The sequence below is a fragment of the Halococcus sp. PRR34 genome, assembly GCF_028617175.1.
Classification (GTDB): Archaea; Halobacteriota; Halobacteria; order Halobacteriales; family Halococcaceae; genus Halococcus; species Halococcus salifodinae.
This window is the reverse complement of the sequence record NZ_JAQJDA010000001.1, coordinates 164,158-189,058: the sequence shown is the minus strand read 5'-3', so window position 1 is coordinate 189,058 and position 24,901 is coordinate 164,158. Positions and strand designations below refer to the sequence as shown.

Here is a 24,901-nt window from a genome sequence, read left to right as displayed (position 1 = left end):
GTGGTTCGGGCGGGAGCCGGATTAAACACCGCGCTCTGCGAACGTCCAGCGGGTCGCGTCGGTCGGGTACTCGTTCCACGCTAGGACGCGTTCGGGACGGACGGCGAAGAGGGGCGTTCCGTGTTCGACACCGTACTTCCGCTCGTAGGCGGCATTCACCCGCTCGATTCGTTCCTGAGTAGCGGTCCCTTCGTCGACGCGTTCCACCTGGCCTTCGAGGATGACCACCTCGTCACCGCTTTCGGAGTGAACGACGACGCGCGGATCCGCTTCGAGGTTCCGCACCCACCGTGTCCGCTCGCCGCCACCGCAGTAGAACGTTCTCTCGACGTAGACACCCCAGACGGGCCTGGCGTGTGGACCGCCGTCGGGAAGTGTCGTCGAGACCCAGAAATTGCGGTTCTCGCGGAGTCGGTCGGCGACGAACGCCCACGGCAACAAGCCCTCCTCGTCGTCGGGGATCCCGTAACTCGATTCCGTGTGTGGTCGTTCGTGGGTCGCGTTCGCCGGTTCGTTCGGTGGTGTCATGGGCGATGGACGCGGCGACCGGAGATAGCCGTTGTGCCGAACGACCGCGATTGTCGAGTAGTCGGGTCCGCTGCGGACGGTCGCTCCGCGAAGCGTCAGCCTTAGGCCCGACTGCCGGCGAGTACGGATATGAAAGTGCCGTGCGTCCGCGTCGCGCGCGAGGACGGCGAGCGGACGCGCGAGGCGCTCGCCGAACGGGATCTCCTCGATCACGATCACGAGATCACCGTCGCCGAGGGCTGGCTCTACGCCCCGATCGTCGATCCCGACGCAATACCTGAGGAATACACGATCGAGGAGCGCGACGTGCCCGACCGCGAGACACAGACGATGCCCGCCGACCTGCTCGGCTTCGATCCGAGCTACGAGCGACTCGGCGACATCGTGTTGCTCCGTGAAGATGACACGGAACGCGCACGGCAGGTTGCCAACGCAGTGATGGACTCCTCGATCCCGACGAAGACAGTGTTGAATCGCGCCTCGAAGGTCGAGGGGGAGTTTCGAACGCGCGAGTGGGACGTGCTCGCGGGCGAGAGCACCGAAACCGTCCACCGCGAGTACGGCTACGCGTTCGCGCTCGACGTCGCTACGGTGTACTTCTCGCCCCGGCTCGCGACCGAACGCCACCGCGTGGTCCAGCAGGCGGCGGCCGACGAGCGGATCGTCGACATGTTCGCCGGTGTCGGCCCCTTCGCGATCCCGTTTGCGGGACGCGGCGCGGCGGTGATCGCGGTCGATCGCAACCCGGTGGCGATCGAGTATCTCCGCGAGAACGTCCGGCGGAACGACGTCGACGAGCGGGTCGAGGCGATCGAAGGCGACGTCCGGGAGGTCGCCACCGAAATCGAGGATGGAGTCGACCGGCTCGTGATGAACCTCCCCCACAGCGCCGACCAATTCCTCGATACGGCGATCGACCTCGCCGGCGAGGACTGTGTCCTCCACTACTACGACATCCAGCACGAGAACGATCCCTACGGGCCGGGCGAGCGCGCGATCCGGGCGGCGGCCGAGGAGTACGAAGTGACGGTCGAAACACGGCACACGGTCCGATCGTACGCGCCTCACGAACTGAACGTCTGTCTCGACGTGCGGCTTCGGGCGTGAGACGAATCGGGACCGCTCTCCCGGCGACGAGCCGGCGGCGATTCGCAACGATTATACCCGTCGTGAACGGTGTTTCATCCGCGCGCCGGTGTAGCTCAGACTGGCTAGAGCGAATCCTTCGTAAGGATTAGGCCGAGGGTTCAAATCCCCCCACCGGCTTGCGCTCGCTTCTCTACAAACCCACACGCAATAGTAGCAGCGGTGCTGCATAGAGAGTGGCGGCGACAGCTGATCGATCACTCGCGCGACAGCGGTCGAGACCGTCGATCGACGATGGCGAGGTCACAGTCGATCTCTGGCAGGCGTTCGAACGTGGCGGGCGAGAGGAGTCGCGAGACGTTGCTCCGATCGGTGCTCGCGCCGACGAGGACGAGGTCGTACTGCGGCGCGACGGTTTCGAGGAACGATTCGATCGAGGTCTGCGGGATGCGGGTTTCGATCCGGTTGGTGAACGGTTCGACGAGATCGGCGAGCATCTCCTCGGCGTGTCGGCGGTCGGCCGAGGAGTCGATGCAGTGACAGACCGCGACCTCCCCCGCGGAGCCCGCGAGCCGGCAGGCGAATCCGAGCATGCTGTGGGCCACGTCGCTCACGCTCCGGACCGGAACCAGCGATCGCTCCCAGTCGGTCCGACCGTCGGCCGAGCGGTGGACGAGCACGTCCATGTCGGTCCGGAACAGCGACCGGATGTACGGTGCGGCGGCCCCGTCCGATTCCTCGTAGGGCGTCGCGATCAGGTCGCAGTTGCTCTCGCGGGCAGTCCGGAGCACCGCAGCGGCGAGGGACTCCGCCCCGCTGTCGACGACCGCGACCTCACAGGGCACGCCGACGGTCGTCTCGATCGCGGTGGCGCGGTCTTCGAGCCCCGTGGCGACGGCTGCAGCGGAGGATTCGCCCTCCATCGCCTCGGTCGTACCGCCGTCGGTCGCGAGGTGATCGCCGCCGTCGGTGGCCGTCCGCTGGGCCGCCTCGGTGTCATCAGCTTCACTCTCGTCCACGATGTCGAGAAGCACGACCTTGCCGGCGTCGTGGGCGGCGGCGAGGCGGGCACCGAGCATGGCGGTCGTGTCGGAATGCTCGCCGCGCATCGGTACGAGAACGTGGTCGTCACCCTTAGTGGAGCGATAGAGATAGCGTGCGCGGTCGGCGTAGACCGCGCGATGCCAGAGGACGAACACGCCCGCGACCAGCGCGCTCGACGCGGCGATCGAGATCACGTAGGAGACGTCGGTGGCGTCGCCGACGAGCGCGAGCAGCGCGGTCGAGTACGCCGCGGGTTCCTCGATATCGAACCCCCACGTCGTCGCGCCGGTGAGGAACATCGCAAGCGCCGTGCCGGCGGCGTGAACCCGGTGCTGACTCGGCGGGGCGTGGTACAACAGCGCCGCCGAGAGGCGGAGCGCGAGCCAGCCACACAGCGCACCGAGAGTCAGCCCGGCGACGAACCGGCCCGGCGACGCGTACTGTCCCGTCGGGTGGGCGAACAGCAGGTACGCCCCGGAGGCGAGTGGCGGAAAGAGCAGGAAGGAGAGTTCGGCCGAGAGGTTCGAGATCGCCGTGACGCCGGCGATCACCAATGGGACGAACAGGAGCACAGAGAGGTGGACGAGGTTTCTGGTGTTCTCGATCCAGCGCCGGAACTCGTGGATCTCGCGTCGTTCGAGCCGTCTGGCGCGCGAGCACAGCGCGGCGAGAGTCCCACGCACCCCGTCTAGCATACCGGCTGTTGCCTGGCGGCGTAGAAGTGGGTTTCCCTCTCGGATAGCTCGTCGCCTGCTGATAAGTGGGGTGCGTAATAAGGGCGTACACGTATTTCACTGGGCGCTGGCGTTCTGATGTATGCCGGAGTGCAAGAACTGCGGAGGGTTCGTGACCGCACAGTACGTGCGCGTGTTCGCTCCGGACGAAATGGAGAACGCACGCGTCTGTCCGAACTGCGAGGACAAGCTGCGCGACGGCAACGGGGTCCGGAGCGCACGCTCGCCACGCCACGCCGATGGGTGAGCAGGTGTCGACGCCCGAGCCACACCCGAACGCATCCACGGAATCCGACGCGACGACGGCCCGAATCGCGGTCACAGCCGAGGGGTTCGCGCTCGAAACCCTGTTCGAGCGCACTCCGGGCGTGCGGGTCGAACTCGAACCCGCCGTCGCCGGCCCGGACAGCCGGGTACTGCTCGTGATCCGGAGTGACGCGGTCACCCGGGACGACATCGCCGCCGCGCTCCGCGCGGACCCGTCGGTGACGGCGATCGAGTATCTCGCCGATCGGGGCGACGGCTGGGTGTTCCGCGTCGCGTGGGGCGAGCATCCAGACCGGTTCGTCGAACGCGTGCGCGATGAGGACGCCACGATCCTGTCGGCACGGGGTCGGGCCGGCGGGTGGACACTCCAGCTGTTGTTTCCCGATCGTGACGCCCTCGCCCGGGCGTACGAGGCGATCGTGGACTGTGAGTGTGGGACCGAACTCGAACGGATCGGCACGTACGGCGGCAGTCGTGGTGGCCGGTTCGACCTCACCGACGAGCAGCGCGAGGCACTGGTCGCGGCGTACGAGGCGGGCTACTACGAAGTGCCCCGCGCGGTCACAGCGGCCGATCTCGCCGACGACCTCGACATCTCCCACCAGGCGCTCTCCGAGCGGTTCCGCCGAGCCTACGGCCAGATCGTCGGTGGCGCGGTCGTCGACGGTCACGACTCGATGACCGAGTGAATCCGCGGACAGCACAGTCCGTCAAACCACATTCCCGCTCGATACCGTTGTTAGGTGTCAGCTACCCACACAAGCTGGAGCCGTTAGTCTTAATCCGCTTTGCGTACAGATACAACCGTGACGAGAGGACCGCCTACGCCCTCCATCCTTCCGGCATCGTCCCGGCGGCGGTTCCTGAAGGCCGCCACGGCGATAACCGCACTCGGAGCGAGTGGCGTCGCCAGCGCACAGTCGACGACCGCGTTCACGTTCGACGGAAAGATATCGGGGTGGGTTGGCCGCAGTCCCGACTCGATCGCGGGCCAGACCAACCCCGATCTCGTTCTCACGCCGGGAGAACGCTACGAGATCAGGTGGACGAACGTCGACGGGGCACCACACGACTTCGTGATCCTCGACGCCGACGGGAACCGGATCACGGGGACCGATATCACGACTAACGAGGGGACGACCCTTTCGGTCGCCTTCACCGCAACCGAAGAGATGGCGGAGTATTACTGTAGTCGGCACCCGAGCTCGATGCGCGGGAGCGTCCGCTTTAGCGGGGAATCAGCCACAACACAGACCACGACCGAGACGCCCGACGACCAGACAGATGGATATATGCCGACGGGTGCGACGGTCGGAATCGAAACCATCGCTGAGGGCGGGATGACCGCACCGACGGCGCTCGAAGTCCCATCCGGTGACGACGATCGCCGGTTCGTGGTGGATCAGGTCGGGCAGGTCTACACGCTCGGTGAGGGTGGCATCGAGCCGTTCATCGATATCGGTGACCAGCTCGTGAACTTCGACAACCTCCCCGACGACAAGGTGATCGACGAACGCGGGCTGGTCGGGCTCGCCTTCCATCCCGATTTTCGCGACAACCGGAAGTTCTACCTCCACTACAGCGCGCCACCACGGTCGGGAACGCCCGACGGATACACGCACACCCAGGTGCTCTCTGAGTTTCAGGCAACCGAGGACTTCTCGGCCGGTGATCCCGACTCCGAACGCACCATCCTCGAAATCCCGTCGCCGTACTACACCCACAACGCCGGAGACGTCCTGTTCGGTCCCGACGACGGCTACCTCTACATGGGGATGGGCAACGGCGGCGGCGATCTCCGGATACCCGGGAACGTCGACGACTGGTACAAAAATCGTGGCGGCAACGGCCAGGACGTCACCGAGAACCTGCTGGGATCGATCCTCCGGATCGACGTCGACAGCCAGGAGGACGGTAACCCCTACACCATTCCTGACGACAACCCCCTCGTCGGCGAGGAGGGCCTCGACGAGCAGTTCGCGTGGGGCTTTCGCAACCCCTGGCGGATGAGCTTCAACAATGGTAACCTGTTCGTCTGTGACGTCGGCCAGTTCAAATACGAGGAAGTCAACATCGTCGTGAAGGGCGGCAACTACGGCTGGAACGTGAAGGAGGGCACACACTGCTTCGCCAGCGGGGGCGTCGAGGAGGTCGAGGACTGTCCGGACCGGACCCCCGAGAGCGTTCGCGGTGGCGAACCCCTCATCGACCCGGTCATCGAGTACCCCCACACCTACGAGGGCAACCCGGTCGGGAGCGCAGTCACCGGCGGAACGATCTACCAGAACGCGACGATCCCCGCACTCCGCGGGAAGTTCGTCTTCGGCGATTACAGCGCGGGCTCCGGCAGTCCGAACGGTTCGGTGTTCGCCGCAACACCCCCGAGAGAGGGGCAGTGGTCGCTGGAGGAGGTCACGTTCGAAGGAAACGAGAACGGGACGCTCGGTTCGTACGTGCTCGGTGTCTACCCCGATGCACGCGGCGAGCTCTACGTCCTGACGACCGACAACCTCGGGGTTCGTGGTGAGACCGGTGCGGTCCACAAGATCAACCCGCCGAGTCCCGAACCGGCGACGTCGACTGCCACCGCAACGCCCGACCAACCACCGACCGCGACGCCAACGCCGACACCAACGCCCACGCCGACCCCGACGCCCACACCCACTCCGACGCCAACGGCGTCACCGACACCGACGAACGACGCGACGACCACGACCGATCGATCCACCGCAACGACGGACGACGGGACGACGGGAGCCACCAACACCGGTGAGAGCGAGGGATGGGTCAGTCGCGTCGACGGCCCGGGATTCGGCGTGGTCGCGGCCCTCGCCGCCCTCGGCGGCGTCGCTGCTCGGCTGCTTTCGAAGCGCGAGTAGTAACACTGTTTTCGAAACGCGAGTAAGGGACCCGTTCAGGCCGATCCGTTCGCGGTGGTGCCGTTGGTGTCGCCGACTGCTTCTCTCGACGCGACGGTGACGTTTTCGAGCGCGAGCCGTCCCTCGCCGCCGGCCCGGACCGCGCGGAACTCGACGTTCGACTCCATCCGATCGAGCGAGAACTCGACCGTCACGTTCTCGGTTCCGTCGGTGTTCGTCACGGTCTCGTTGGCGACCCGGCGGGGCGTGACGCCCGCAGCGACTTCGAGGTTCGCGACGGGCTGTGAGGTCTCGCTGGTCGCGTTGACCCGGAACGTCGCGGTGTACTCACCGGGCGGGAGCATCGTCCCCGGTCCGTACCAGTAGTAGATGCCCTCCGCACCGCCCGACCCGACCAGCTGGCCGTCGATGGTCAGCGCGTCGTTCGGAATGAAGTCGTTCGGCTCGTAGGTGCGTGGCTCGACGGCGTACGAGCCGGAGAGTCCCGACGGTGAGCCGTTGTAGCCCCGTTGGAACACCCAGACTTCGTCCTCGTAGTGCCGGAGGCCGTAGGTGTCGCCGAACTGGTCGAGATAGATCTGGCGGATCGGTTGTGCCCACTCGACCCGCTGGGTTTCGAGCCGGGTGTCGAGCAGGATGTACTCGGGCTCCGGTCGCTCGTTCGCACGCTGGTACCGATAGAACAGCGTCCGGTTCGCGGTGAACGTCGCGTTCTCGCGGTCGGCGACGTGAGGGAAGACGTCGTTTTGGGTGAGCACGGAGGCGTTCGCGGGAATCGCCCCGATCCCTTCGTGGAGGGTCTCGGTGTGGTCGTTGGTCGTCGGTACCGCGTCCTTCTGGGCAGCCATCCCCACGCCGACCACGAGGTTGGCGACGAGGACGAGCACGAGCAAGCCGGAGAGAACCGTCCGCGCCGACGCCCGGACGTCCTCTCGTTCGATCGTGGCGTCGAGGTCGAGCCACGCGAGGACGCGCACTGCGCCGATGTAGACAAAGGGCAGGAGATACAGTGGATAATGCGCGCCGAAGGTGTAGTAGACGTCCCGTCCCGCGAACACCCACGCGAACCCGAAGAAGGGGACGAGTGCGCCGAGCGAGACCTCGTCGACCGCCGCGACGAAGAGCACGGGGATCAGTAGGAGGACGAGGAACGTCGCCTTGTCGAGGACGTCGACCGCGATCGAGTCGACGATGAGCGTCGGGTTGGCGAGCACGATCTCGATCAGTCGGCCGAGACCGACCCGCGACCCCTCGACGTACGCCTGTAATGGGGCCGCGATGACGTCGGTCGGCAGCCCGGAAGTCTCGCTGTACTGGCCGATCGCCCAGCCCGCGATCGCACGGGCGGCGACGAGGATGCCGCCCGCCGCACCGAACACCCACGCTTCCGCCCGGAGTCGACCGCCGCGATAGGACGCGACCGCGAGACCCACGAGAAAGCCCCCGGCCAGCAGCGTCACGAACTCGTTGGTGAACAGCGACAGCGTGAGAAAGGCGAGGAAGGCGACGTAACGCCGCTGGGCGTAGGTGTAGTACGCCGCGAACAGCAGGAGTGGCAGCAGGATCTGCTCCTGAAAATCGAACAGCCACGCCGACCAGAGGAACGGGTTGAGCGCGTACGAGGCGGTCAACAGCCCCGCGATCCGGTCGGAGTCGATGTGTTCGCGTGCGAGCACCCAGAGCATCGGAATGCTCGCCGCGAGTAGCGCGGATTTGATGACGAGCAGCGTGTACGGCGACGGGACGAGGGCGTAGATCGGGAGGAAGGCGAGCAGCGTCGCGGTGAAGTGCCCACCCCAGTAGGAGCTGTCGGGGCCGCGGACGGTGTACTTCCCCTGTTCGAGGAAGCCGCTACCGCCGAGCGTGGTCTCGAACATGTGGACGTAGCTGCCGAAGTCCGCGCCAGTCAGCCAGAAGCTCCGGTAGAGCAGCGACAGGTAGACCGAGAAGCCGACGAACAGCACGAGCGCGAGGCCGAGCACGTACCACGTCGGATCGCCACGCTCGGGGAGGTACGCACGTGCGGTCTCGCCGAGCCGGTCGGCAGTGCTCATCCGTCACCCTCCGCCGGAATCGTGGTCGCCGTCGTGTCGGCAGCGAGCCGACTGGCGTTCGCGCCGGCGTCCGGCGATCCGTAGTTCACCCGGACACCGTCAAAGGCAATCTGGCCCTCGCCCTGACGGATACCGCGGAACTCGACGTCGGTCACGGTCTCGTCGATCGTGAACTGCATCGTGACGTTCTGTTGGCCCGGCTGTGGCGTCACGTCCTCGCTCGCGACGATCTCGTGATCGCTCCCGGCCGCGACGTCGGCTCGCAGTACCGGGTCGGCGTCGTCGTCGGTGGCGTTGATCCGGAAGGTCGCCGTGTAGGTCCCCGGTGTCAGGATATCGTACGGGCCGAACCAGATGTAATCACCCGATGAGCCGTTGGTGCTGACGATCTGGCCGTTGCGCTCCGTCCCGGTGCCCGTGGCGAAGTCCGCGGGGGCGTAGCGACGTGCGCCGGGCTCTTTGCTCGTGATGCCGCGCACCGGCCCGTCGTAGCCCTGTCTGAAGACCTGGATGCCGTCCTCGTAGCGGTAGAGTCCGTACTCCGAGCCGAGACGATCGGCGTAGGTCCGCTGGACGGTGCGTGCCCACGGTGCGTTCTGGTTGAGCTGGCTGTCGATCAGGATATACTCGGGCGTGACAGGGCCGTACTCGCGCTCGTACGCGCTGAAAGTGCCCTGACTCACGATGAACCCCGCGTTCTCGCGGGTGGCGACGTGCGGGTAGATGTCGTTTTGGGCGATCAGCGAGGCGTTCGGTGGGATCGAATCGATCGCCGCGTCGAGGGTTTCGCTGTGGTCCGGCTGTGCGTCGGGCGGGCGGGCGAGATGACCGCCACCCGAGGCCACGCCGGCCACGAGGCTCGCGACGAGCACGAACGCGACGAGCCCGGAGAACACTGCTCGCGACGGGGTTTCGATCGATCCGAACCGAGCCGACAGCCGATCGAGTGCGCACATCGCGCCGACGTAGACGAACGGCAGGAGATACAGCGGGTAGTGCGCGCCGAACTGGTAGTAGACCGCCTTCGCCTCACCCGTGAACACCCACGCGAAGCCCAGAAACGGGAGGAGCGCGAACAGCGACCGCTCGTCGAACAGTGCGAGAAACGCGACCGGCAGCATGAACGCAGCGAAAAAGACCGCCTTCTGTTCGACCGCGAACGTCGTCGAGTCGATCAGTAGAACCGGGTTCGCGAGGACGACACCGAGGAGATCGACCAGCGAGACCCGTGCGGACTCGATGAACGGCTGGAGGGGTTCCGCCACAACGTACGATGGCAGTCCACCGAACTCGCTGTAGTAGCTCATGACCCTCGTCGAGACGAAGCGTGCGATTCCCACGAGCACGAACCCTCCCACGAGTGCGGGTGCGCGCTCGCGCAGCCGCCCCGCCCGGGCCGCCGCGACGACCAGGCCGCCGACGAACCCCACCGTGACGAAGATCACGAACTCGTTGGTGAACAGCACGGCGGCGAGGAGACCGAGGAAGACGAGATGGTGTTCCTTCCGGTAGGCGTAGTAGGCAGCGAACAGCAACGGTGGGATCAGTATCTGTTCTTGGAAATCGAACGACCACGCCGACCAGAGAAACGGGTTGAACGCGTACGAGAGCGTCACGACGCCCGCGAGTCGATCGGAGTCGAGAACCTCACGCGCGAGCAGCCAGCAGAGGACGACGCTCGACGCGAGCACGAACGATTTGGCGACCAGCAGCGTGTAGACGGAGGGGACGAGCGCGAACAGCGGCATGAACAGGAGGAGGGCGAGCGAGAAGTGTGCTCCCCAGTACGAGCCGGTCGGCTGGCTCACGCGGTACTTACCATGAAGAAGCCAGCCCTCGCCGTCGAGCGTGCTCGCGAACATGTGGGTGTACGCACCGAGATCGGCCCCGGTCGAGCCGAAGCGCGCGTGAACGATCGAAGTGTAGATCGAAAAGCCGACGAACAGCACGAACGCGAGGCCCACCACGTACCACGTCGGATCGCCGCGATCGGGAAGTACGTCGAGCACTCTGTCGGTCGCGGAGTCGGACGACTCGGCCGTACCGACGGCGTCGCTGAGCCTACTCACGCTTGCCCTCGCCCGATGGTGAGAGCATCCGCTTGACTTTCTCGAACGACAGCGAGGAGTCCTCCGAGGCCCAGACCCATTTCTCGCTCGCACCGAACCCCCACACTACACCGACGCCGATCCGGAGAATGTTCGAGAGTGACGGGTCGATGGCGAGGAGATCGACGAAAACGAACAGCGAAACGAGGCCGATACCGACCCCGACAACGCGCGTTGCGCCGTACTTCACCCCGCGCCAGAGCCACTGGCCGAATCCAGCTGCGCCGTTCTCACGCCACGTCCAGCTATCGTTCATGATATAGTTGGCGAAGATGCTCACAGCGCTACCGAAGAGTCCGGCAATGACGTACGGAACACTCCCGATCGTGAGTTCGAACACGGCCTGATTGATGGCGATACCGACGACCCCGACGAGGAGATACTTCACCAGTCGCTTGTTCTGTGGATCGAACAGCGACCGCTCGCGAACGGAATCGAGAACGCTCATACGTGGACCTCCGTCCGGCTCGTGCCGGCCTGGGCGGTCGGCGGCGACGTGAGCAGGTCCTTGAGCCGCGGATAGATCTCGTCGAAACCGTGTGCCTCCCCCTCCTCACGCGCGCGTTGACAGCGCTCGTCGTAGCCGTCGTCGTGCCGCCACCCAGCGTGGAGGAGTTCGATCGCGTGAGCCATCCCGCGGGGCGTCTCGGCCTGGAGGATGGCGTCGTTCTCACGGACGTGGGTCGCGAGCGGTGTCGTCACCACGGGGGTGCCCGACGCGCAGGCCTCGTTGATCACCATGCTGTCGGTGTCGACTCGCGCCGGATGGAGGACGACGTGGGCGCGGGCGTAGGCGTCGGCGAGCTCGTCCTCGTCAAGGAAGCCGAGCCCTTCTACTGCTCCAGCACCGTCGCCGGTCGTCAGGACTTGGATATCGGGTGCGAGGCGTTCGGCCACTTTCTGGATCGTGTCCCATCCTTTCTCCTGGATGTGGGCGGCGGTCGTCAGGACGGTGAACTCCTCGGCGCAGTCCTGTCTGTCGGGGCGGAACCGTTCGACATCGACGAAGTTCGGGATGTGGATCGTGTTCGGATGGGGCGAATCGTAGGCCGGCGTCACCGTGTGGACCGCGTCGAACCGACCGAGATCGCGCTCGCCGATCGCGCGGTAGAGGAGCTTTGTCGCGGTAGGAACGACCCCGTAGTGCGACTCGAACAGTTTTCGTGAGACGAACGCCCACGAGTGGACGCCAGCGATGCGGGTCCCGCCGCCGGAGAAGAACACCTCCGAGAGCGGGTTGTAGAAGACGTACGCGGTGTCGAACCCGGAGAGATCGTGGTGCCACGCCTCGCGGTAGGGGACCTCCGGGTGGAGGACGTCACGAACGTCGACGCGGCGCTCGCCGCCGGGGGCGTACGGCAGCGCGCGGATCGCAACGTCGACCCCGTCGGCTGCGAGTCGGTTCGCGAGCGCGGTGACCCATTTCTCGCCGCCGCGGTAGTGCTCGACCGAGAGATGGGGGCACAGAGCGATGCGCGTCCCGGTCATGACTATGAAGTGGCGCGATCGTCGTTTGCGGTCGATTCAGGCGGTGTCGGTGACGAAGAGCGAACGGAGAAGCCGGTGTCGCGTGGAGGAACAGTCATTGACCGAACCGATTGGCCGAAGCCAATTAAACATACCTATCGTTGCTCGCTCGGGCCGCCATCCGGGACGAACTCCGTCCGAACGGCCAGTCGACGCCCGAACGGCCGCTACTTCCGTCAGTCGCTTCGGTCGCGGTTTCGCGTCCGGTGGCGACGGCGCTCCGATGTATAGTAAGATAAATCCCCGCCCGAGCGGTTCGGTCCGACAATGAAGACGCTGCTGCTCACCATCGACGCGTGGCGCGCCTCGCACGCTTCGTTCATGCCCGATCCGGCGGGCGATCACACGCCGAACCTCGCACGGCTCGCCGACGAGGGGAGCGTGTTCACCGAAGGCGTGAGTCACGGCCCCGCGACGCCGTACGCCTTCCCCTCCGTGTTCACCTCGACGCTCCCGCTCGATCACGGCGGGTACGAGCGTCTGAGTGAGGACCGGACCCTCGTGAGCGAGGCACTCGACCAGGCGGGCTGGCGGTCGGTCGGCGTCCACGCCAACCCGTGGCTCGGCGAGAAGTACGGCTACGCCCGAGGGTACACCGACTACCGCGACGTCGGCGAGTTTGGCCTCCCGGGACTCGAACGCGGCCGGCAGTTCCTGCTCAACAACTTCTCGCTCGATCATCCCGTCTATCGGGCCGCACAGCAGCTCTACCGCTACGCCCAGAAACCACTTCGGGCAGTGACGGGCGACGCCGCCGAGATCGAGGTCGCCCGCGAGGCGCTCGAAGACGCCGACGACGACACGTTCGTCTGGACCCACCTCCTCGAACCCCACGCCCCCTACACGCCGCCGAAGCGCCACCGCGAGGCGGTCGGCGTGCCCGAGATCGAGGACAGCCCTGCACAGCTCGTGACGCGCGCCCAGCACGAGCCCGAATCGTTCACCGAACGCGAGCGCGAGGTCGTCCGGGGGCTGTACGCCGCGTCGGTCCGCCACGCCGACGAGAAGGCGGGCAAACTTCTCCGAAGTGTGGACGACGACACGCTCGTGATCGTGACCGCCGACCACGGCGAGGCGCTGTTCGAGCACGGCCAGGTCGGCCACGAACCGAACCTCCACGACGAGCTTGTTCACGTCCCGTTCCTGATCCGACCACCCGCTGACGTGGAGACGAACACCGAGACCGTCGACACGCAGGCGCGCCACATCGACATCGCACCGACGATCCTCGATTACGCCGGCGTCGACGCGCCGACGAGCTACCGCGGCCGATCACTCAGACCGGCGATCGAGGGCGACGACCTCGACGACGAACTCGCGATCAGCGAGGTCGCCTCGACGCCGACCGAGCCCGGCCGGCTCGCACCCGACGCGCTCCAGGTCGCGGTCCGGACGCCGGAGCGCAAACTGATCTACACGAACGACGGGATCGAGGGGTTCGACCGCCGCGACGACCCCAACGAGCGTGATCCGCTCGCGGACCCGACCGGCGAAGGCTGGGACGCGCTCCGCGCCGCACTCGAGGACCGCCTCGCCGCGATAGAGATCGCCGATACCGACGGGGTCGAACGGGACGAAGACGTCCAGAAACGACTTCAAGACCTCGGCTACCTCGAATAAGCACCGTCCGGAGTTTTCCGCTCGTGCGGTCGAGTCGCTGGCGTTCTCAGAGCGTCCACTGCGGATCGCGTGGCCGCCAGATCACCCGTTCGTCGAACATCGGGCTCCGGCCGCGGTGCTCCTCGCAGGGCGCTCCCGGAACCGAGACCTCCTGCAAACACGGTTGTTCGTCCTCCCCAGGACGGGCGCACACCGGCGTCCCACTCTCGTTCGTCGGGTACGTTCCACTCCCCATACACCCGTTATCGAGCAGGTCGAGAAAGTCCTCGCGGCCTGCGTGTGCTCGGCGTATATTACCCCGCCGATAGCACCCCGTTCGGTGACTGACTACGGCATCCCTGACGCTGCTTGGCGGACAGGAGCTATCGGTTCCACCGACCACTCACGATCAACACGCCCCCGACGAGCGTGAGGACGACCGCACCCGCGATCACACCGATGTGCCACGGCTGGAACCACGTGGGGAGCGAAACCACGAACGAGAGTCCGGCGTAGGCCTGATCGACGAGCGGAAGCGCCGACCCGGTCGATCGACCGGGGGTGTCGCCGCTCCCGTTGAGCCGCGAGGTTCGGTTGTCGTCAAGGAGTTCGCCGTAGGGGAGTCGCTCGGCCTCGTAGGGCCAGATCCCGGTGTCGGCGCTCCACACCGTGGTGCCGTTCGGCGTGACCTCGACGACACGGTTGTTCCGCGAGTCGGTGATCAGCGTGTTGCCGTTCGGCAGGCGGTCGGCGTCGCGCGGCCAGTCGTACCGCACGCCGTTCGAGGTGTCGACCCCCCACGAAACGTCCCACTCGCCCTCGTTCTCGTGAAGTTCGATCACGCGGTCGTTCTCGCTGTCGGCGACGAGAACCGCGCCGTCGTCGAGCGACTGCGGGTTGTGCTGGTGGTCCATGACCTCGGGATCGCCACACAGCACGTCGCCACCGCTGTCGTTGCTGTAGTCCGCGAGCCCGTTGTTCCGTTTGCAGTTCGCGTCGTTGCCCTGCTCGCGGTCCTCGTTGATCACGTCGACCACGCCCTCACCGCGCTCGACGACCAGTAGCTGATTCGCGTTCCGGACCGACACCATGTACCGGCCGTCGCCGATCCGGTCGACGTCGTTGATGTGAAGCCAGTCGGTGGTCGTCACGTCAGGCGGCGCGTCGTAGTGCTGGCTGGCGTTCCACTGCCAGGTGATCGATCCGTTTTCGGCGACAGTGAAGATGCGCTCGTACTCCATGTCGGTCAGGAGGTACTCGCCCGAGGGCAGCTTCTCGACGTCGTGAACCTCACTGTTGAGTTTCGTCCGTACCGGGAACGACCACTCGTTCGCGACGGTGGGCTCCGGACCGGGTTCGATCAGCCGAAAGCCCGTCCGGGAACACGGCGACTCGTACGGGCCACAGGACTGCTGGCCCTCGGCAACGAACCCCGCGAGAACGCTACCGTTGTCGAGCATCGTGACGTCGAAGTAATCGACGTTGTCGCTCCCGATCCGCCAGAGCGGGTCGCCGTTCGCATCGAGCATCGCGACTCGTCCCTCGGCCTGCATCCCGACGAGCGTCCGGCCACGATCCGTCGAGTCGTTCGCCGATCCCGCCCCGGCACCGGGTGTGGTCGCCGCACTCACCGCGAACGATCCGACGACGCCCACGACGGCAAGAAGGATCAGTACCGCCCCGAGTCGCTGGCGGGAGAGCGAACGCATGATACACGAATCGAAGGTCGGGATCCGATTTAGTGCTATTGGTTCGTCGATCGAGTGTTCGAGCGACTACGGACCCTCAACTGAAACCGGGATATCCTGCTCGCGTCCGCCGTAGCCGTTACGTCGGAGGTCGTAGATATGCGTGAGGAAGCCGAGATACTCGTCGGCAGTCAGCTTCGACTCGCCGCGTTCGCGCTCGGTGAACACGTACGGCACCTCCGCGATCCGGTCGTACTCACATTTCATCAGGACTTCGAGCAGGATCTTGTAGCCGGTGGGCGCGAGCGCGACGCCGTCGATGATCTCGCGGCGGATGGCGAAAAACCCGCTCATCGGGTCCGAGATGCCGCGCGTCGGCGGCAGTGCGAGCTTGGCGATCGCCATCGCGCCGCGGCTGACGATCCGACGGAGCAGCGACCAGTTCTCGACACCGCCGCCGGCGACGTGGCGACTCCCGATCACGATGTCCGCGCCGGTGTCGAACGCCTCGATGAACGCGGGGAGCTTCTCGGGCGGATGCTGGAGGTCGGCGTCGATGACCGCACACAGCTCGGCGGTCGCCTCGTCGAATCCGCGCGAAACCGCGGTCGCCAAACCGGACTCCTCGGTCCGGCGGACGATTCGCACCGTCTCCGCCCCCTCGTACGCGTCGGCGACGAGCTGCCACGTCTTGTCGGGCGAGTCGTCGTCGACGACCACGATCTCGAAGCGGTAGTCTTCGAGCGCTGCCCGGCATCGATCGACGACGCGCTCGATGTTCTCGCGCTCGTTGTAGGTCGGGATGATGATCGAAACCGACCGCGCGTCCGACCCCGTCACGGTTCCTCGGCCACCCCCATCCAGCCGGCGGCTGTGGCTCCCTCGTCCGGGCTCCTGCTCGGGGTTCGCGTCGTCGACACACCACCGGGCGCTATGCGTTGCATTCGATCGTAGCGACCCTCCCGCGCCGAGGGATAAAAACCGCTCGTCCTCGGATCGGAAACGACGCCGACCGATGTCCCCACCCCGCACGACGGACGAAAACGCGTAAGTCCGTGCTCGCCATGGTTTCGAGGGATGACCTCGGGCGTCGAATCGACCGACTGGCTCCCCCTCACCGCCGGGGAGGAGGTGCTCTGGGCCGGGACGCCGAGCCTCGCCCCGGCGACGCTCCCGATGGCGATCGGGTTCGGGCTGAGCATGGTCGGTGTGTGGCTCTCGCGCGAGATCGAGGTTCCGAGAGTGCCCGAGTGGGTCGCACTCGTCCTCGTCCCGATCGGGCTCGCGATCGTCGCGTGGGCGTATCTCACGCGGTGGAGCACCCGGTACGTGTTCACGACGAAGGCGATCTACGAGAAGACGGGCGTGCTCTCGCGTTCGGTCACACGGATCCCGATCGGGCGAGTCCAGAACACTGCCTTCGATCAGTCGGTGGTCGAACGCACGCTCTCGTACGGCGATATCGCGGTGTACACTGCCGGCTCGGGCGGCGTGAACCTCGCGCTCAGCAACGTGCCCGATCCGGAGCACGTGAACGGACTGGTGACCACACAGCTCAGCGAGTCGGCCGCCAGCGGGACCGACCGCGAGGTGGCGGAGGCCGGCCAGCCGACGACGTAGCCGTGTCACGACCGCCCCGATCGATCTACGGCGTCGATCCACGGACCGCGATCAGGCTCGTCACCGTCGTCGTGGTGTTCGTCCCCTTCGTTGCGTTGTTCCACGAGACGCTGTTCGCGTACGTCGATCTTCTCACTGCGACTGGGGTCCCTTCGAGCCGGGAGCTCACACTGGCGTTGCTGGCGGCGTTCTCGATCGTCCCGCCACTCGCGATCGCCATACGGGTCGCTGACCTGCTCTACGAGCGGTACATCGACGAGTGACCTCAGTCGTCGGCCGCCGCCTCGGGCCGTTCTGGATCGGTCGTGGTCTGGAGTGACGTCTCGACACCGGCAGGGAGCTCCTCAATGTCGACGACACATGCGGGCCGGAGCCGACCGTCCAGCGCGCCCGTGGTCGCCCGCGTTTCGGTGTCCGATGTGTCGTTCTCGACGACGACCAGCCGGCCGGCCTCGGCGGCGAGCGCACGGTTCGTTTCGTCCGTGGGGCCAGCCAACACCACGACATCGGCCTCCTGAACCGCCCCCGCAGCCCGTTCACGGGTGCGCTCGTCGATCGGTGCGAACGGCTCCGCGGTGAGGGTCTCGGCTCCGTGGGCGGTGGCGGCCTCGGTCGCAACGTCGCCGCTCGGGAGAACGCCCGCCGAGATCGCAAACCCGGCCTCGGCGAGCGTGACGATGGCTCGTGCGGCCGTCCGTCCGCCACCGAGAACGTGAACCCGGCTGTCGCGCTCCGCTCGATCCGTCGTCGCGGTCACGTCGACCGCTCCCGTGACGGGGTGGCGGGTCACGGCAGCGTCGGCGTCGAACGCACGCTCGACGTGTGTCTCGGTCAGCACCGCCTCGGGCGGGCCGGTGGCGACGATCCGCCCCTCAGCGATCAGGGCGAGCCGATCACAGAAGCGTGCGGCGAGCGAGAGATCGTGGATCGCACACAGCGCCGCCCGGCCGTCGGCGACGAACTCCCGGACGAGCGACAGCGTGCGGACCTGGTGGTTGATGTCGAGGCTCGCGGTCGGCTCGTCGAGAACCAATACCTGTGGATCCTGACAGAGCGCTCGGGCGAGCACCACGCGCTGGCGCTCGCCGCCGCTGACTTCGTCGATGGTGCGGTCAGCGAAGCGCTTCACCCCTGTTCGCTCCATCGCGCGCCGGGTGTGCTCGCGGTCGGTCGCCGAAGCGCGCTCGAACCGCGAGCGGTAGGGCGTCCGGCCCATCGCCACCACCTCGCGGACCGGGAACGCAAAGGAGAGGCTCGTCTCCTGAGGCACGGTCGCGACCCGGCGGGCGATCGCGCGCGCCGAGAGGTCGCCGACGTCGTCGCCGGCGATGTGAACACTTCCTTCGGTGGGGTCGATCAGCCCGTTGATCGCGCTCAGTAGAGTGGTCTTGCCCGCGCCGTTCGGGCCGACCAGCCCGACGATCTCGCCACGGTCGACGGCGAGACTGGCGTCGCTTACTGCCTCGATGTCCCCGAACGCGATCGAGAGATCCTCGATGTCGATCACAGCGCGTGGACCTCCTGGCGGCGGAGCAAGTAGAGGAAGAAGGGCGCGCCGACCGCTGCGGTCACGATTCCGACAGGGAGTTCGGCAGACCCCGACCGAGCGAGGGTGTCGGCGGCGACGAGGAATCCCCCGCCGGCGAGCGTGCTGGTCGGCAGCAAGATTCGGTGATCGGGGCCGACGAGCAGCCGCATCACGTGCGGGACGATCAGTCCCACGAACCCGATCACGCCCGTGACCGCGACCGCGGCCGCCGTCAGCACGCTCGACACCGCAAGCAGCACGCGCTTGGTGCGTTCGACCTCGATTCCGAGCGCGTGGGCATCGTTCTCGCCGAGCAGGAGGACGTTGAGATCGCGACTGTACGCGAGTAGGACGGCGAGAGCGAGGACGACGACCGGGAGGGTGATCGCGACCTCGTCCCAGCCCGCGTTGTGGAGGTGACCCATCAGCCAGTAAGTCACCTGCCGGAGGCTCTCGCCCGACTGGATCAGCATATAGGAGATCACCGCTCCCAGAAACGTCTGGATCGCGACGCCCGCGAGCAGGAGGGTTGCCACCGGCGTCCGGCCGCCCTCGGTGGCGATGGCGTAGACCGCAAAGGCCGCGATCAGCGCGCCGGCGAACGCCGCACCCTGGAGGCCGAGGCCGAACGGGATCGCGAGCGGGAAGACGATCGACGCGACCGCGCCGACCGCCGCGCCGGTCGAGACCCCGATGATCGAGGGATCGGCCATCGGATTTCTGAAGAAGCCCTGCATCACGGTGCCCGCACCGCCGAGCGCACACCCCACGACCGCCGCGAGCGCGATCCGGGGCAGCCGAATGCCGAGCACGATCGTCGCTGCGGTTTCGGGGACGCGAACCGAGAACCACGGGAGCGCGTCGAGTACGGCCTTCGCGACCACGCCGTACTCGATCCCGACCGGCCCGACCGTCGCGCCGGCGAGCACCACCGCGATCAACGCGATCGCGAGGCCGGCGGACCACGCGACCGCGCGTCGAACCACGCCCGATCCCGCCGCGTCCGTGTCGGGGCCAGCGTCCGTGTCGGCGTCGGCCTCCGTGGCTGTGGCAGTTTCGGCTCCGGTTCGCGTCCCCGTACCCATGACTGCAACCCGGGTTGCTTTAGGTAAATATTTATTGTGTCGGTCGCACCGTCCCGCTATGCGAAGCAACGTTCTTTCGATGGTTCTTGCTGCGGTGGTACTGCTCGGTGCAGTCGGGCCGGCTGCGGCGGCGACCGGCGCGGCGACCGCACAGACGACGACCGAAACGATCGGTGGTCCGACGGCACCGGCGGTCCAACAGGCGAACTGCTCGTTCCCGACGACGGCGACCGACGCGACCGGCACCGAAGTCACCGTCGAGGGCGAGCCCGAATCGGTCGTCACGCTCTCGCCGAGCGCCGCCCAGACGATGTGGGAGATCGGCGCGCGCGAGAAAGTCGTTGGACTCACGAAGTACGCCAGCTACCTCGACGGAGCCGAGACGCGGACGAACGTCTCGGGCGCGGGTCAGCAGTACGCCAACGTCGAGTCAGTCGTGGGACTCGAACCCGACCTCGTGCTCGCGCCGAACGTGGTCCCGAACGAGACGGTCGAAAGCCTCCGTAGCGCCGGGCTGACCGTGTTCAAGTTCGGCTTTGCCGGCTCAATCGAAGACGTCACCGAGAAGACGCGACTCACCGGCGAACTCGTCGGTGCGTGTGAGGGCGCGAACCGCATCGCGGACACGATGGACTCCCGCGTCGAGTCGGTTCGCGACGCGGTCGCCAACGAATCCACGCCACGGACGCTCTACCTGCTGAGTGGCGGGTACGTCGCGGGCAACAACACGTTCATCGGCTCGATGATCGAGACTGCCGGCGGATCGAATCTCGCGGCGAACGCCAGCATCGAGGGGTACAAGCAGATCAGCGACGAGGTCGTCGCCCAGCGCGATCCCGAGTGGCTCGTGACGACCAGCCCGGCGATGATCCCGAACGGCACGCCGTGGGCGGACACGACCGCCGTCCAGCAGAACCAGACGATCGTCGTGAACAACAGCTACGTCAGCCAGCCTGCACCCCGGGTTGTGCTGCCGCTGACCGAGATGGCCCAGCAGCTCCATCCGGACGCGATCGAAGCGGCGAACCTCACCGAGTCCGCCATCGGCCCCGCGAACCTCACGGCGTCGAACGCGACCGCAGCCGCGACCGACGGTGGAAACGCGACGGCCGACGGTAACGAAACGACCGACAGCAACGGAACGGCTGACGAGAACGAGACGGCCGCTGGGGCGACCGCCAACGGAACGACCGGCAACGCGACGTCGACCGAAACCGGCAACGCATCGATGACGACCGAAGAAGCGACCACCGCGACCGCCGACGGCGACGCCGAAGTGGCCACGACCGGCGGTAGCAGCAACGCGACGACGACCAGCTCGGGCAGCGGTCCTGGCTTCGGGCCTGTCGTCGCGGCCATCGCACTCCTCGCCGGAACGGTGCTCCTGGCCGGACGAAACGGACGATAGCGTCGATTTTTGACCTTTCGGAGCTACTTTTTCGAATCGGTGGTGATCTCGGTCGCTCCCCTGCCGATCGGATCGAGGACCTCGCCCGGTTCGGCCCGGTTGAGGTAGAGCACGGCGTTGATCAGTCCGATGTGGCTGAACGCCTGCGGGAAGTTGCCGCGGTGCTCGCCGGTATCGGGATCGATCTCCTCGGCGAACAGTCCAAGCGGGCTCAGATGATCCGTCACGCTCTCGAAGACGTCGTGGGCCTCCTCGACACGGCCGGAGAGCGCGAGACACTCGACCAGCCAGTACGAACACAGCACGAACGCACCCTCTTCGCCAGGCAGGCCGTCGTCGCCCTCGTAGCGCATCACGAGGCCGTCATCAGTCACGAGGTGGTCGATCACGGCGTCGATCGTGCTCTGCATCCGGTCGTCATCGAAGGGTAACAAACCGATGCTGCCGAGTCTGAGCGCGGCCGCGTCGACGGTTTCGCCCTCGAACGTCTGCGTGAAGCAACCGAGTTCCTCGTCGAACCCCTCTTCGAGGACGGCTTCGCGGATCGCATCGCGTTCGCCCTTCCAACGGTCGGTGGGGGCGTCGAAGTCGTTGTCTTCCGCGATCTTGATCCCCCTGTCGAGCGCCGCCCAGCACAGCGCCTTCGAGTGGACGACGTGTTTCGGTTCGTTTCGGACCTCCCAGATGCCCTTGTCCTTGTTCGTCCAGACCCCGGAGACGTGATCGATCACCTCCTCGATGACCTCCCACTCGCCCGCGAAGATCTCCTCGCCGTAGTCGGTCGCGGTGTAGATCGCGGTGACGAGTTCGCCGTAGGTGTCGAGCTGTTGTTGGTCGCCGGCTGCGTTGCCGATCCGGACGGGTTTGGAGTGTCGGTACCCCGAAAGATGGTCGAGTTCCTCCTCGATCATCTCGGGTTCGTAGTGGAGGCCGTACAGCGGGTGGGCGATCTCGCCCGGATCGTCCTTGTGACACATCGTGAGACACCAGTCGAACCCGTTGCGCGCCTCGCGCTCGTGGCCGAGCTCGTTGAGTGCCTGGATGGTGTAGGAGACGTCCCGAATCCACGCGTAGCGGTAGTCCCAGTTGCGAACGCCACCGACCTCCTCGGGCAGCGAGGTGGTGGGCGCGGCCGCGATGGCGTGGGTCTGGGGGTTCATCAGGAGCCGGAGCACGAGCCCCGATCGGATCACGTCGTCGTGATAGGGACCCTCGAATGGGCAGCCTGATGCATCGAGACACTGGTGGGTCCAGTCCTGCCAGTAATCGATGGTCTCGCGCAGCAGTGCCGCGCAGTCGGCGGCATCGACCGGTTCGCGGTCGTTGTACTGGAGCACGAACCACATCGTCTCGTCGGTGCCGAGACGTTCGGTCGCCTCGGCGTGTTCTTCCTCACCCTCCGAGGACTCGAACGACGCCGGACTCCAGAGGTAGAGCTGTTCGCCGTTGCCGCGGGCGAGGACGCCCTCGTGGGTCTGCTCGACCGTGGTGCCGACGCGCTCATAGTCGAACCGTGGATCGAACTCGGCATCCAGTTCGACGGTGCCCTCGGTACAGGTCACTTTCCGGTAGATCGCGCTCGTGGTGTGGCCGAGCTCTACCCCGTCGACCACGGGCATGAAATCGGTCAGCGTCATCGTTCCCGAGTCGGTCTCGAAGGTCGTCCGAAGCACGTTCGTCCGGGTGACGTACTCCTGTGTCGACTCGAACGCCCCGCTGGGCTGAATGGCGAAGTGGCCACCGCCGTCGTCGTCGAGGATCCCGGCGAAAACGCTCGACGACTCGATGTGGGGGAAACAACACCAGTCGATCGAACCGTCGTTCCCGATCAGCGGGCAGGTTTCGAGGTTCCCGATGACGCCGTAGTCCTCGATCGGCGTGAATCCCATGCCTCGTGTGGATGGAGGGGCCACAAATAGCTCGTCCTTGCATCAGATACGACGGCCAGAACCGAGTCGGCCGACGGTCCGAGTTCGACGTGCCTCTCGGTAGCTACATACCGCTCCGGCGTCTACACCGCGTCGATGGCAGAGCGTGTCTTCGACCGCGAAACGCTGCTCGATCTCACGGTCAACTTCATCCCGCTCGGGATGTTGCTGTTTTTCATCCTCCTGTTCGCCGGGACCACCGTCGGCGGCCCGGCCCCGGTCGCGCGGCTCGTCAGTCAGGCGCTGCTCGTGGTGCCGTTCGTCGCGCTCGTGGGCATCACGTATATCACCGGCCGGATCATCGCCGAGAGCGAGCGGACGGGCCACTCCGAGACCGCCAGGGCGATCACCGCCCTCGTCACTGGCGAGGAGTCAGACGAGGACGAGGGGTGATCGAGCGAGGCGTCGCGGAGCCGTTCAGCCGGCCGAGCGCTCGCGCTGGATCAACACGCCGCCAGCGACAGCGAGCACGAGGCCCGCGGCAGGGACGGCGAGAATCGGGATTCGATACACGGCGTCGATCCCACCCCACGCGGCGAGCCCAACGCCGAGGAGAACGACGAGGTAGCCCACCGTGGCGGCGATCAGCCCGATCGCGACCCGCCACGAGGGCGACGCGACGACGGGAGTGTTCGGTGTGGACGTCATCGATGGCGTCGTTTCGAATCCGACGGCCGGGGAGATAAATCGCCCGTCCGAAGAGGGAGGAGAGCAGTGAACCACGGCTGACCGATCGCGGACAGTGGCGGGGCGCAGCCAGGGTCTTTTTGCCGGACTGCGTCCAACCCGAGTACATGGGAACGGCGACCGACACTGGCGAGGACACGGACGCCCACGAGCCACCGGTCGGGATGGATTTCCCGCTCGGGCGAAGCGAGGCGACGTGGTGGCCGATCGTCTGTGCGATCGGGGCCACCGGGCTGTATCTCGGAGCCGGGCTCTACTTTCTCGGCCACGGCGAGGTCGCGATCATTCCCGGGTTCGTCGGGCCGGTAGTGTTCGGCGGCGGCGCGCTCGTCTTCCTGGCTGGGCTGTTCGGCTGGCTGTATCAGGGGTTCATCGCGGATTTCTGGACGCGCGCGACGGACGAACGCGAGCCGGGATCGCTCCGGGGCGCGATGTACCTCTTCCTCGCGACCGACGTGTTCACGTTCGCCGGCGGGTTCATCTACTACTTCTTCATCCGGGCGGGCGGCTGGCCACCCGGCGAGATCCCCGAGTTGCTGACCACGGTGTTGGTCGTGAACACCGCACTGCTGGTGGTAAGCAGTTTCACACTGCATTTCGCCCACTCGGCGCTCGAAACGGGCAACCGGCGACGGTTCGGGTTCCTGCTCGTGACGACGTTCGTGCTCGGTCTGCTGTTCGTCGGGGGGCAGATCTACGAGTATCACGACCTCATCGTCGGCGAGGGGTTCACGATCGCGTCGGGGATCTTCGGGAGCGCCTTCTACGGTCTCACCGGGCTCCACGGTCTCCACGTCGCGCTCGGGACCGTTCTCCTGGGAATCCTCGTCGTTCGCGCGCATCTCGGCCAGTACGAGGCTGGCCGTGACACCTCGATCGCGACGGTCTCGCTGTACTGGCACTTCGTCGACATCGTCTGGGTGTTCCTCGTCGCCGTTCTCTACGTCGGCGCGTCGGTCACACCGATTTTCTGACGCGCTCGGCACCCGTCTGAACCGGCGTGCTCGACACCTGCCCGAATCGGCGCGCTCGTACCGCCGCCACGGTGTCGTACTCCTGTACGACTCGTCCGTAGCGTTGTTGGTCGTGCTTGTGGGTGTTCTCGTCGCTCGCGTCGGCGCTGGGGATCAC

Annotated in this window: 24 protein-coding genes and 1 tRNA gene; 11 read left to right on the top strand and 14 right to left on the bottom strand. The window is 66.4% G+C overall.

Translation table 11 applies throughout. From position 1 onward, the window contains the following. Positions 1-21 precede the first annotated feature (21 nt). Complete coding sequence (locus PHA81_RS00955; protein ID WP_005043445.1) at positions 22-528, bottom strand: pyridoxamine 5'-phosphate oxidase family protein; 507 nt, start codon at positions 526-528, stop codon at positions 22-24. Between the two features lie 129 nt (positions 529-657). Between PHA81_RS00955 and PHA81_RS00950 the strand changes: the two genes are divergently transcribed. After that, positions 658-1,635 carry a class I SAM-dependent methyltransferase family protein gene (locus tag PHA81_RS00950; RefSeq protein WP_005043444.1) on the top strand — a complete coding sequence of 326 codons (978 nt, stop codon included), beginning with the start codon at positions 658-660 and terminating at the stop codon, positions 1,633-1,635. 84 nt (positions 1,636-1,719) lie between these two features. Then, a tRNA-Thr gene (locus PHA81_RS00945) sits at positions 1,720-1,794 on the top strand. Positions 1,795-1,871: 77 nt separating this feature from the next. Here PHA81_RS00945 and PHA81_RS00940 read toward each other — a convergent pair. Beyond that, positions 1,872-3,353 carry an HPP family protein gene (locus PHA81_RS00940; protein ID WP_005043443.1) on the bottom strand — a complete coding sequence of 494 codons (1,482 nt, stop codon included), beginning with the start codon at positions 3,351-3,353 and terminating at the stop codon, positions 1,872-1,874. Between the two features lie 121 nt (positions 3,354-3,474). On the opposite strand from PHA81_RS00940, the gene PHA81_RS00935 reads away from it, so the two are divergent. The 3 genes from PHA81_RS00935 (at position 3,475) to PHA81_RS00925 (ending at position 6,538) form a co-directional block, all read left to right on the top strand. Next, the gene (locus tag PHA81_RS00935; RefSeq protein WP_005043441.1) at positions 3,475-3,639 is read left to right on the top strand and encodes a hypothetical protein; all 165 of its coding nucleotides are present in this window, start codon (positions 3,475-3,477) and stop codon (positions 3,637-3,639) included. Continuing rightward, on the top strand, positions 3,632-4,348 hold the full coding sequence (locus PHA81_RS00930) for a helix-turn-helix domain-containing protein (protein ID WP_005043437.1): 717 nt from the start codon (positions 3,632-3,634) through the stop codon (positions 4,346-4,348). Before PHA81_RS00935 ends, PHA81_RS00930 begins: the two co-directional genes overlap by 8 nt. A 117-nt stretch (positions 4,349-4,465) precedes the next feature. Further along, complete coding sequence (locus PHA81_RS00925) at positions 4,466-6,538, top strand: PQQ-dependent sugar dehydrogenase (RefSeq protein WP_005043436.1); 2,073 nt, start codon at positions 4,466-4,468, stop codon at positions 6,536-6,538. Between the two features lie 35 nt (positions 6,539-6,573). Here PHA81_RS00925 and PHA81_RS00920 read toward each other — a convergent pair whose 3' ends face one another. Genes PHA81_RS00920 through PHA81_RS00905 form a run of 4 tightly spaced genes read right to left on the bottom strand, consistent with a single transcriptional unit; the run spans position 6,574 to position 12,188 of the window. After that, positions 6,574-8,592, bottom strand: coding sequence for a DUF2079 domain-containing protein (locus PHA81_RS00920; protein ID WP_005043435.1), 2,019 nt, complete (start codon positions 8,590-8,592; stop codon positions 6,574-6,576). Further along, positions 8,589-10,661 carry a DUF2079 domain-containing protein gene (locus PHA81_RS00915; protein WP_273834708.1) on the bottom strand — a complete coding sequence of 691 codons (2,073 nt, stop codon included), beginning with the start codon at positions 10,659-10,661 and terminating at the stop codon, positions 8,589-8,591. Before PHA81_RS00915 ends, PHA81_RS00920 begins: the two co-directional genes overlap by 4 nt. Beyond that, positions 10,654-11,148, bottom strand: a complete 495-nt coding sequence (locus PHA81_RS00910) for a GtrA family protein (RefSeq protein ID WP_005043433.1) — start codon at positions 11,146-11,148, stop codon at positions 10,654-10,656. Before PHA81_RS00910 ends, PHA81_RS00915 begins: the two co-directional genes overlap by 8 nt. Then, the gene (locus PHA81_RS00905) at positions 11,145-12,188 is read right to left on the bottom strand and encodes a glycosyltransferase family 4 protein (protein WP_005043432.1); all 1,044 of its coding nucleotides are present in this window, start codon (positions 12,186-12,188) and stop codon (positions 11,145-11,147) included. Before PHA81_RS00905 ends, PHA81_RS00910 begins: the two co-directional genes overlap by 4 nt. Positions 12,189-12,494: 306 nt before the next feature. On the opposite strand from PHA81_RS00905, the gene PHA81_RS00900 reads away from it, so the two are divergent. Next, positions 12,495-13,847 (top strand): sulfatase-like hydrolase/transferase, encoded by a 1,353-nt coding sequence (locus tag PHA81_RS00900; RefSeq protein ID WP_005043431.1) that lies wholly within the window; start codon positions 12,495-12,497, stop codon positions 13,845-13,847. Positions 13,848-13,893: 46 nt separating this feature from the next. On the opposite strand, the gene PHA81_RS00895 is transcribed toward PHA81_RS00900, so the two are convergent. The 3 genes from PHA81_RS00895 to PHA81_RS00885 all read right to left on the bottom strand — a co-directional run bounded on the left by PHA81_RS00895 (position 13,894) and on the right by PHA81_RS00885 (position 16,354). Continuing rightward, positions 13,894-14,082: a hypothetical protein gene (locus PHA81_RS00895; protein WP_005043430.1), complete on the bottom strand. Its 189-nt coding sequence runs from the start codon at positions 14,080-14,082 to the stop codon at positions 13,894-13,896. A 127-nt stretch (positions 14,083-14,209) separates the two neighbouring features. Then, a complete protein-coding gene (locus PHA81_RS00890; protein WP_005043429.1) occupies positions 14,210-15,535 on the bottom strand; it encodes an arylsulfotransferase family protein in 1,326 nt (441 codons plus the stop codon). A 66-nt stretch (positions 15,536-15,601) separates the two neighbouring features. Then, positions 15,602-16,354: a polyprenol monophosphomannose synthase gene (locus PHA81_RS00885; protein ID WP_005043428.1), complete on the bottom strand. Its 753-nt coding sequence runs from the start codon at positions 16,352-16,354 to the stop codon at positions 15,602-15,604. A gap of 237 nt (positions 16,355-16,591) precedes the next feature. On the opposite strand from PHA81_RS00885, the gene PHA81_RS00880 reads away from it, so the two are divergent. After that, entirely contained in the window at positions 16,592-17,134 is a 543-nt protein-coding gene (locus PHA81_RS00880) for a PH domain-containing protein (protein ID WP_005043426.1), read from the top strand. A 2-nt stretch (positions 17,135-17,136) separates the two neighbouring features. Then, positions 17,137-17,397 carry a hypothetical protein gene (locus tag PHA81_RS00875; protein WP_005043425.1) on the top strand — a complete coding sequence of 87 codons (261 nt, stop codon included), beginning with the start codon at positions 17,137-17,139 and terminating at the stop codon, positions 17,395-17,397. 2 nt (positions 17,398-17,399) lie between these two features. Here PHA81_RS00875 and PHA81_RS00870 read toward each other — a convergent pair whose 3' ends face one another. Together PHA81_RS00870 and btuC are read right to left on the bottom strand one after the other, a co-directional pair. Continuing rightward, a complete protein-coding gene (locus tag PHA81_RS00870) occupies positions 17,400-18,641 on the bottom strand; it encodes a heme ABC transporter ATP-binding protein (RefSeq protein WP_273834700.1) in 1,242 nt (413 codons plus the stop codon). Next, positions 18,638-19,747, bottom strand: a complete 1,110-nt coding sequence (btuC, locus tag PHA81_RS00865; protein ID WP_005043423.1) for a vitamin B12 ABC transporter permease BtuC — start codon at positions 19,745-19,747, stop codon at positions 18,638-18,640. The genes PHA81_RS00870 and btuC overlap by 4 nt, the downstream gene beginning before the upstream one ends. A gap of 58 nt (positions 19,748-19,805) precedes the next feature. Between btuC and PHA81_RS00860 the strand changes: the two genes are divergently transcribed. After that, a complete protein-coding gene (locus PHA81_RS00860; protein ID WP_005043422.1) occupies positions 19,806-21,155 on the top strand; it encodes a PGF-CTERM-anchored ABC transporter substrate-binding protein in 1,350 nt (449 codons plus the stop codon). A 23-nt stretch (positions 21,156-21,178) separates the two neighbouring features. Here PHA81_RS00860 and PHA81_RS00855 read toward each other — a convergent pair whose 3' ends face one another. Next, complete coding sequence (locus PHA81_RS00855; protein ID WP_005043421.1) at positions 21,179-23,044, bottom strand: glycoside hydrolase family 15 protein; 1,866 nt, start codon at positions 23,042-23,044, stop codon at positions 21,179-21,181. Between the two features lie 135 nt (positions 23,045-23,179). Here PHA81_RS00855 and PHA81_RS00850 point away from each other — a divergent pair, with 135 nt between their 5' ends. Next, a complete protein-coding gene (locus tag PHA81_RS00850; RefSeq protein WP_005043419.1) occupies positions 23,180-23,476 on the top strand; it encodes a DUF6684 family protein in 297 nt (98 codons plus the stop codon). A 24-nt stretch (positions 23,477-23,500) separates the two neighbouring features. Here the strand turns inward: PHA81_RS00850 and PHA81_RS00845 are convergent, their stop codons facing one another. After that, a complete protein-coding gene (locus tag PHA81_RS00845) occupies positions 23,501-23,731 on the bottom strand; it encodes a hypothetical protein (RefSeq protein ID WP_005043418.1) in 231 nt (76 codons plus the stop codon). A gap of 146 nt (positions 23,732-23,877) precedes the next feature. On the opposite strand from PHA81_RS00845, the gene PHA81_RS00840 reads away from it, so the two are divergent. Then, a complete protein-coding gene (locus tag PHA81_RS00840) occupies positions 23,878-24,744 on the top strand; it encodes a heme-copper oxidase subunit III (RefSeq protein WP_005043417.1) in 867 nt (288 codons plus the stop codon). Here PHA81_RS00840 and PHA81_RS00835 read toward each other — a convergent pair. Continuing rightward, positions 24,728-24,901 (bottom strand): hypothetical protein, encoded by a 174-nt coding sequence (locus PHA81_RS00835; protein WP_161606953.1) that lies wholly within the window; start codon positions 24,899-24,901, stop codon positions 24,728-24,730. The two genes, PHA81_RS00840 and PHA81_RS00835, sit on opposite strands and share 17 nt — an antisense overlap.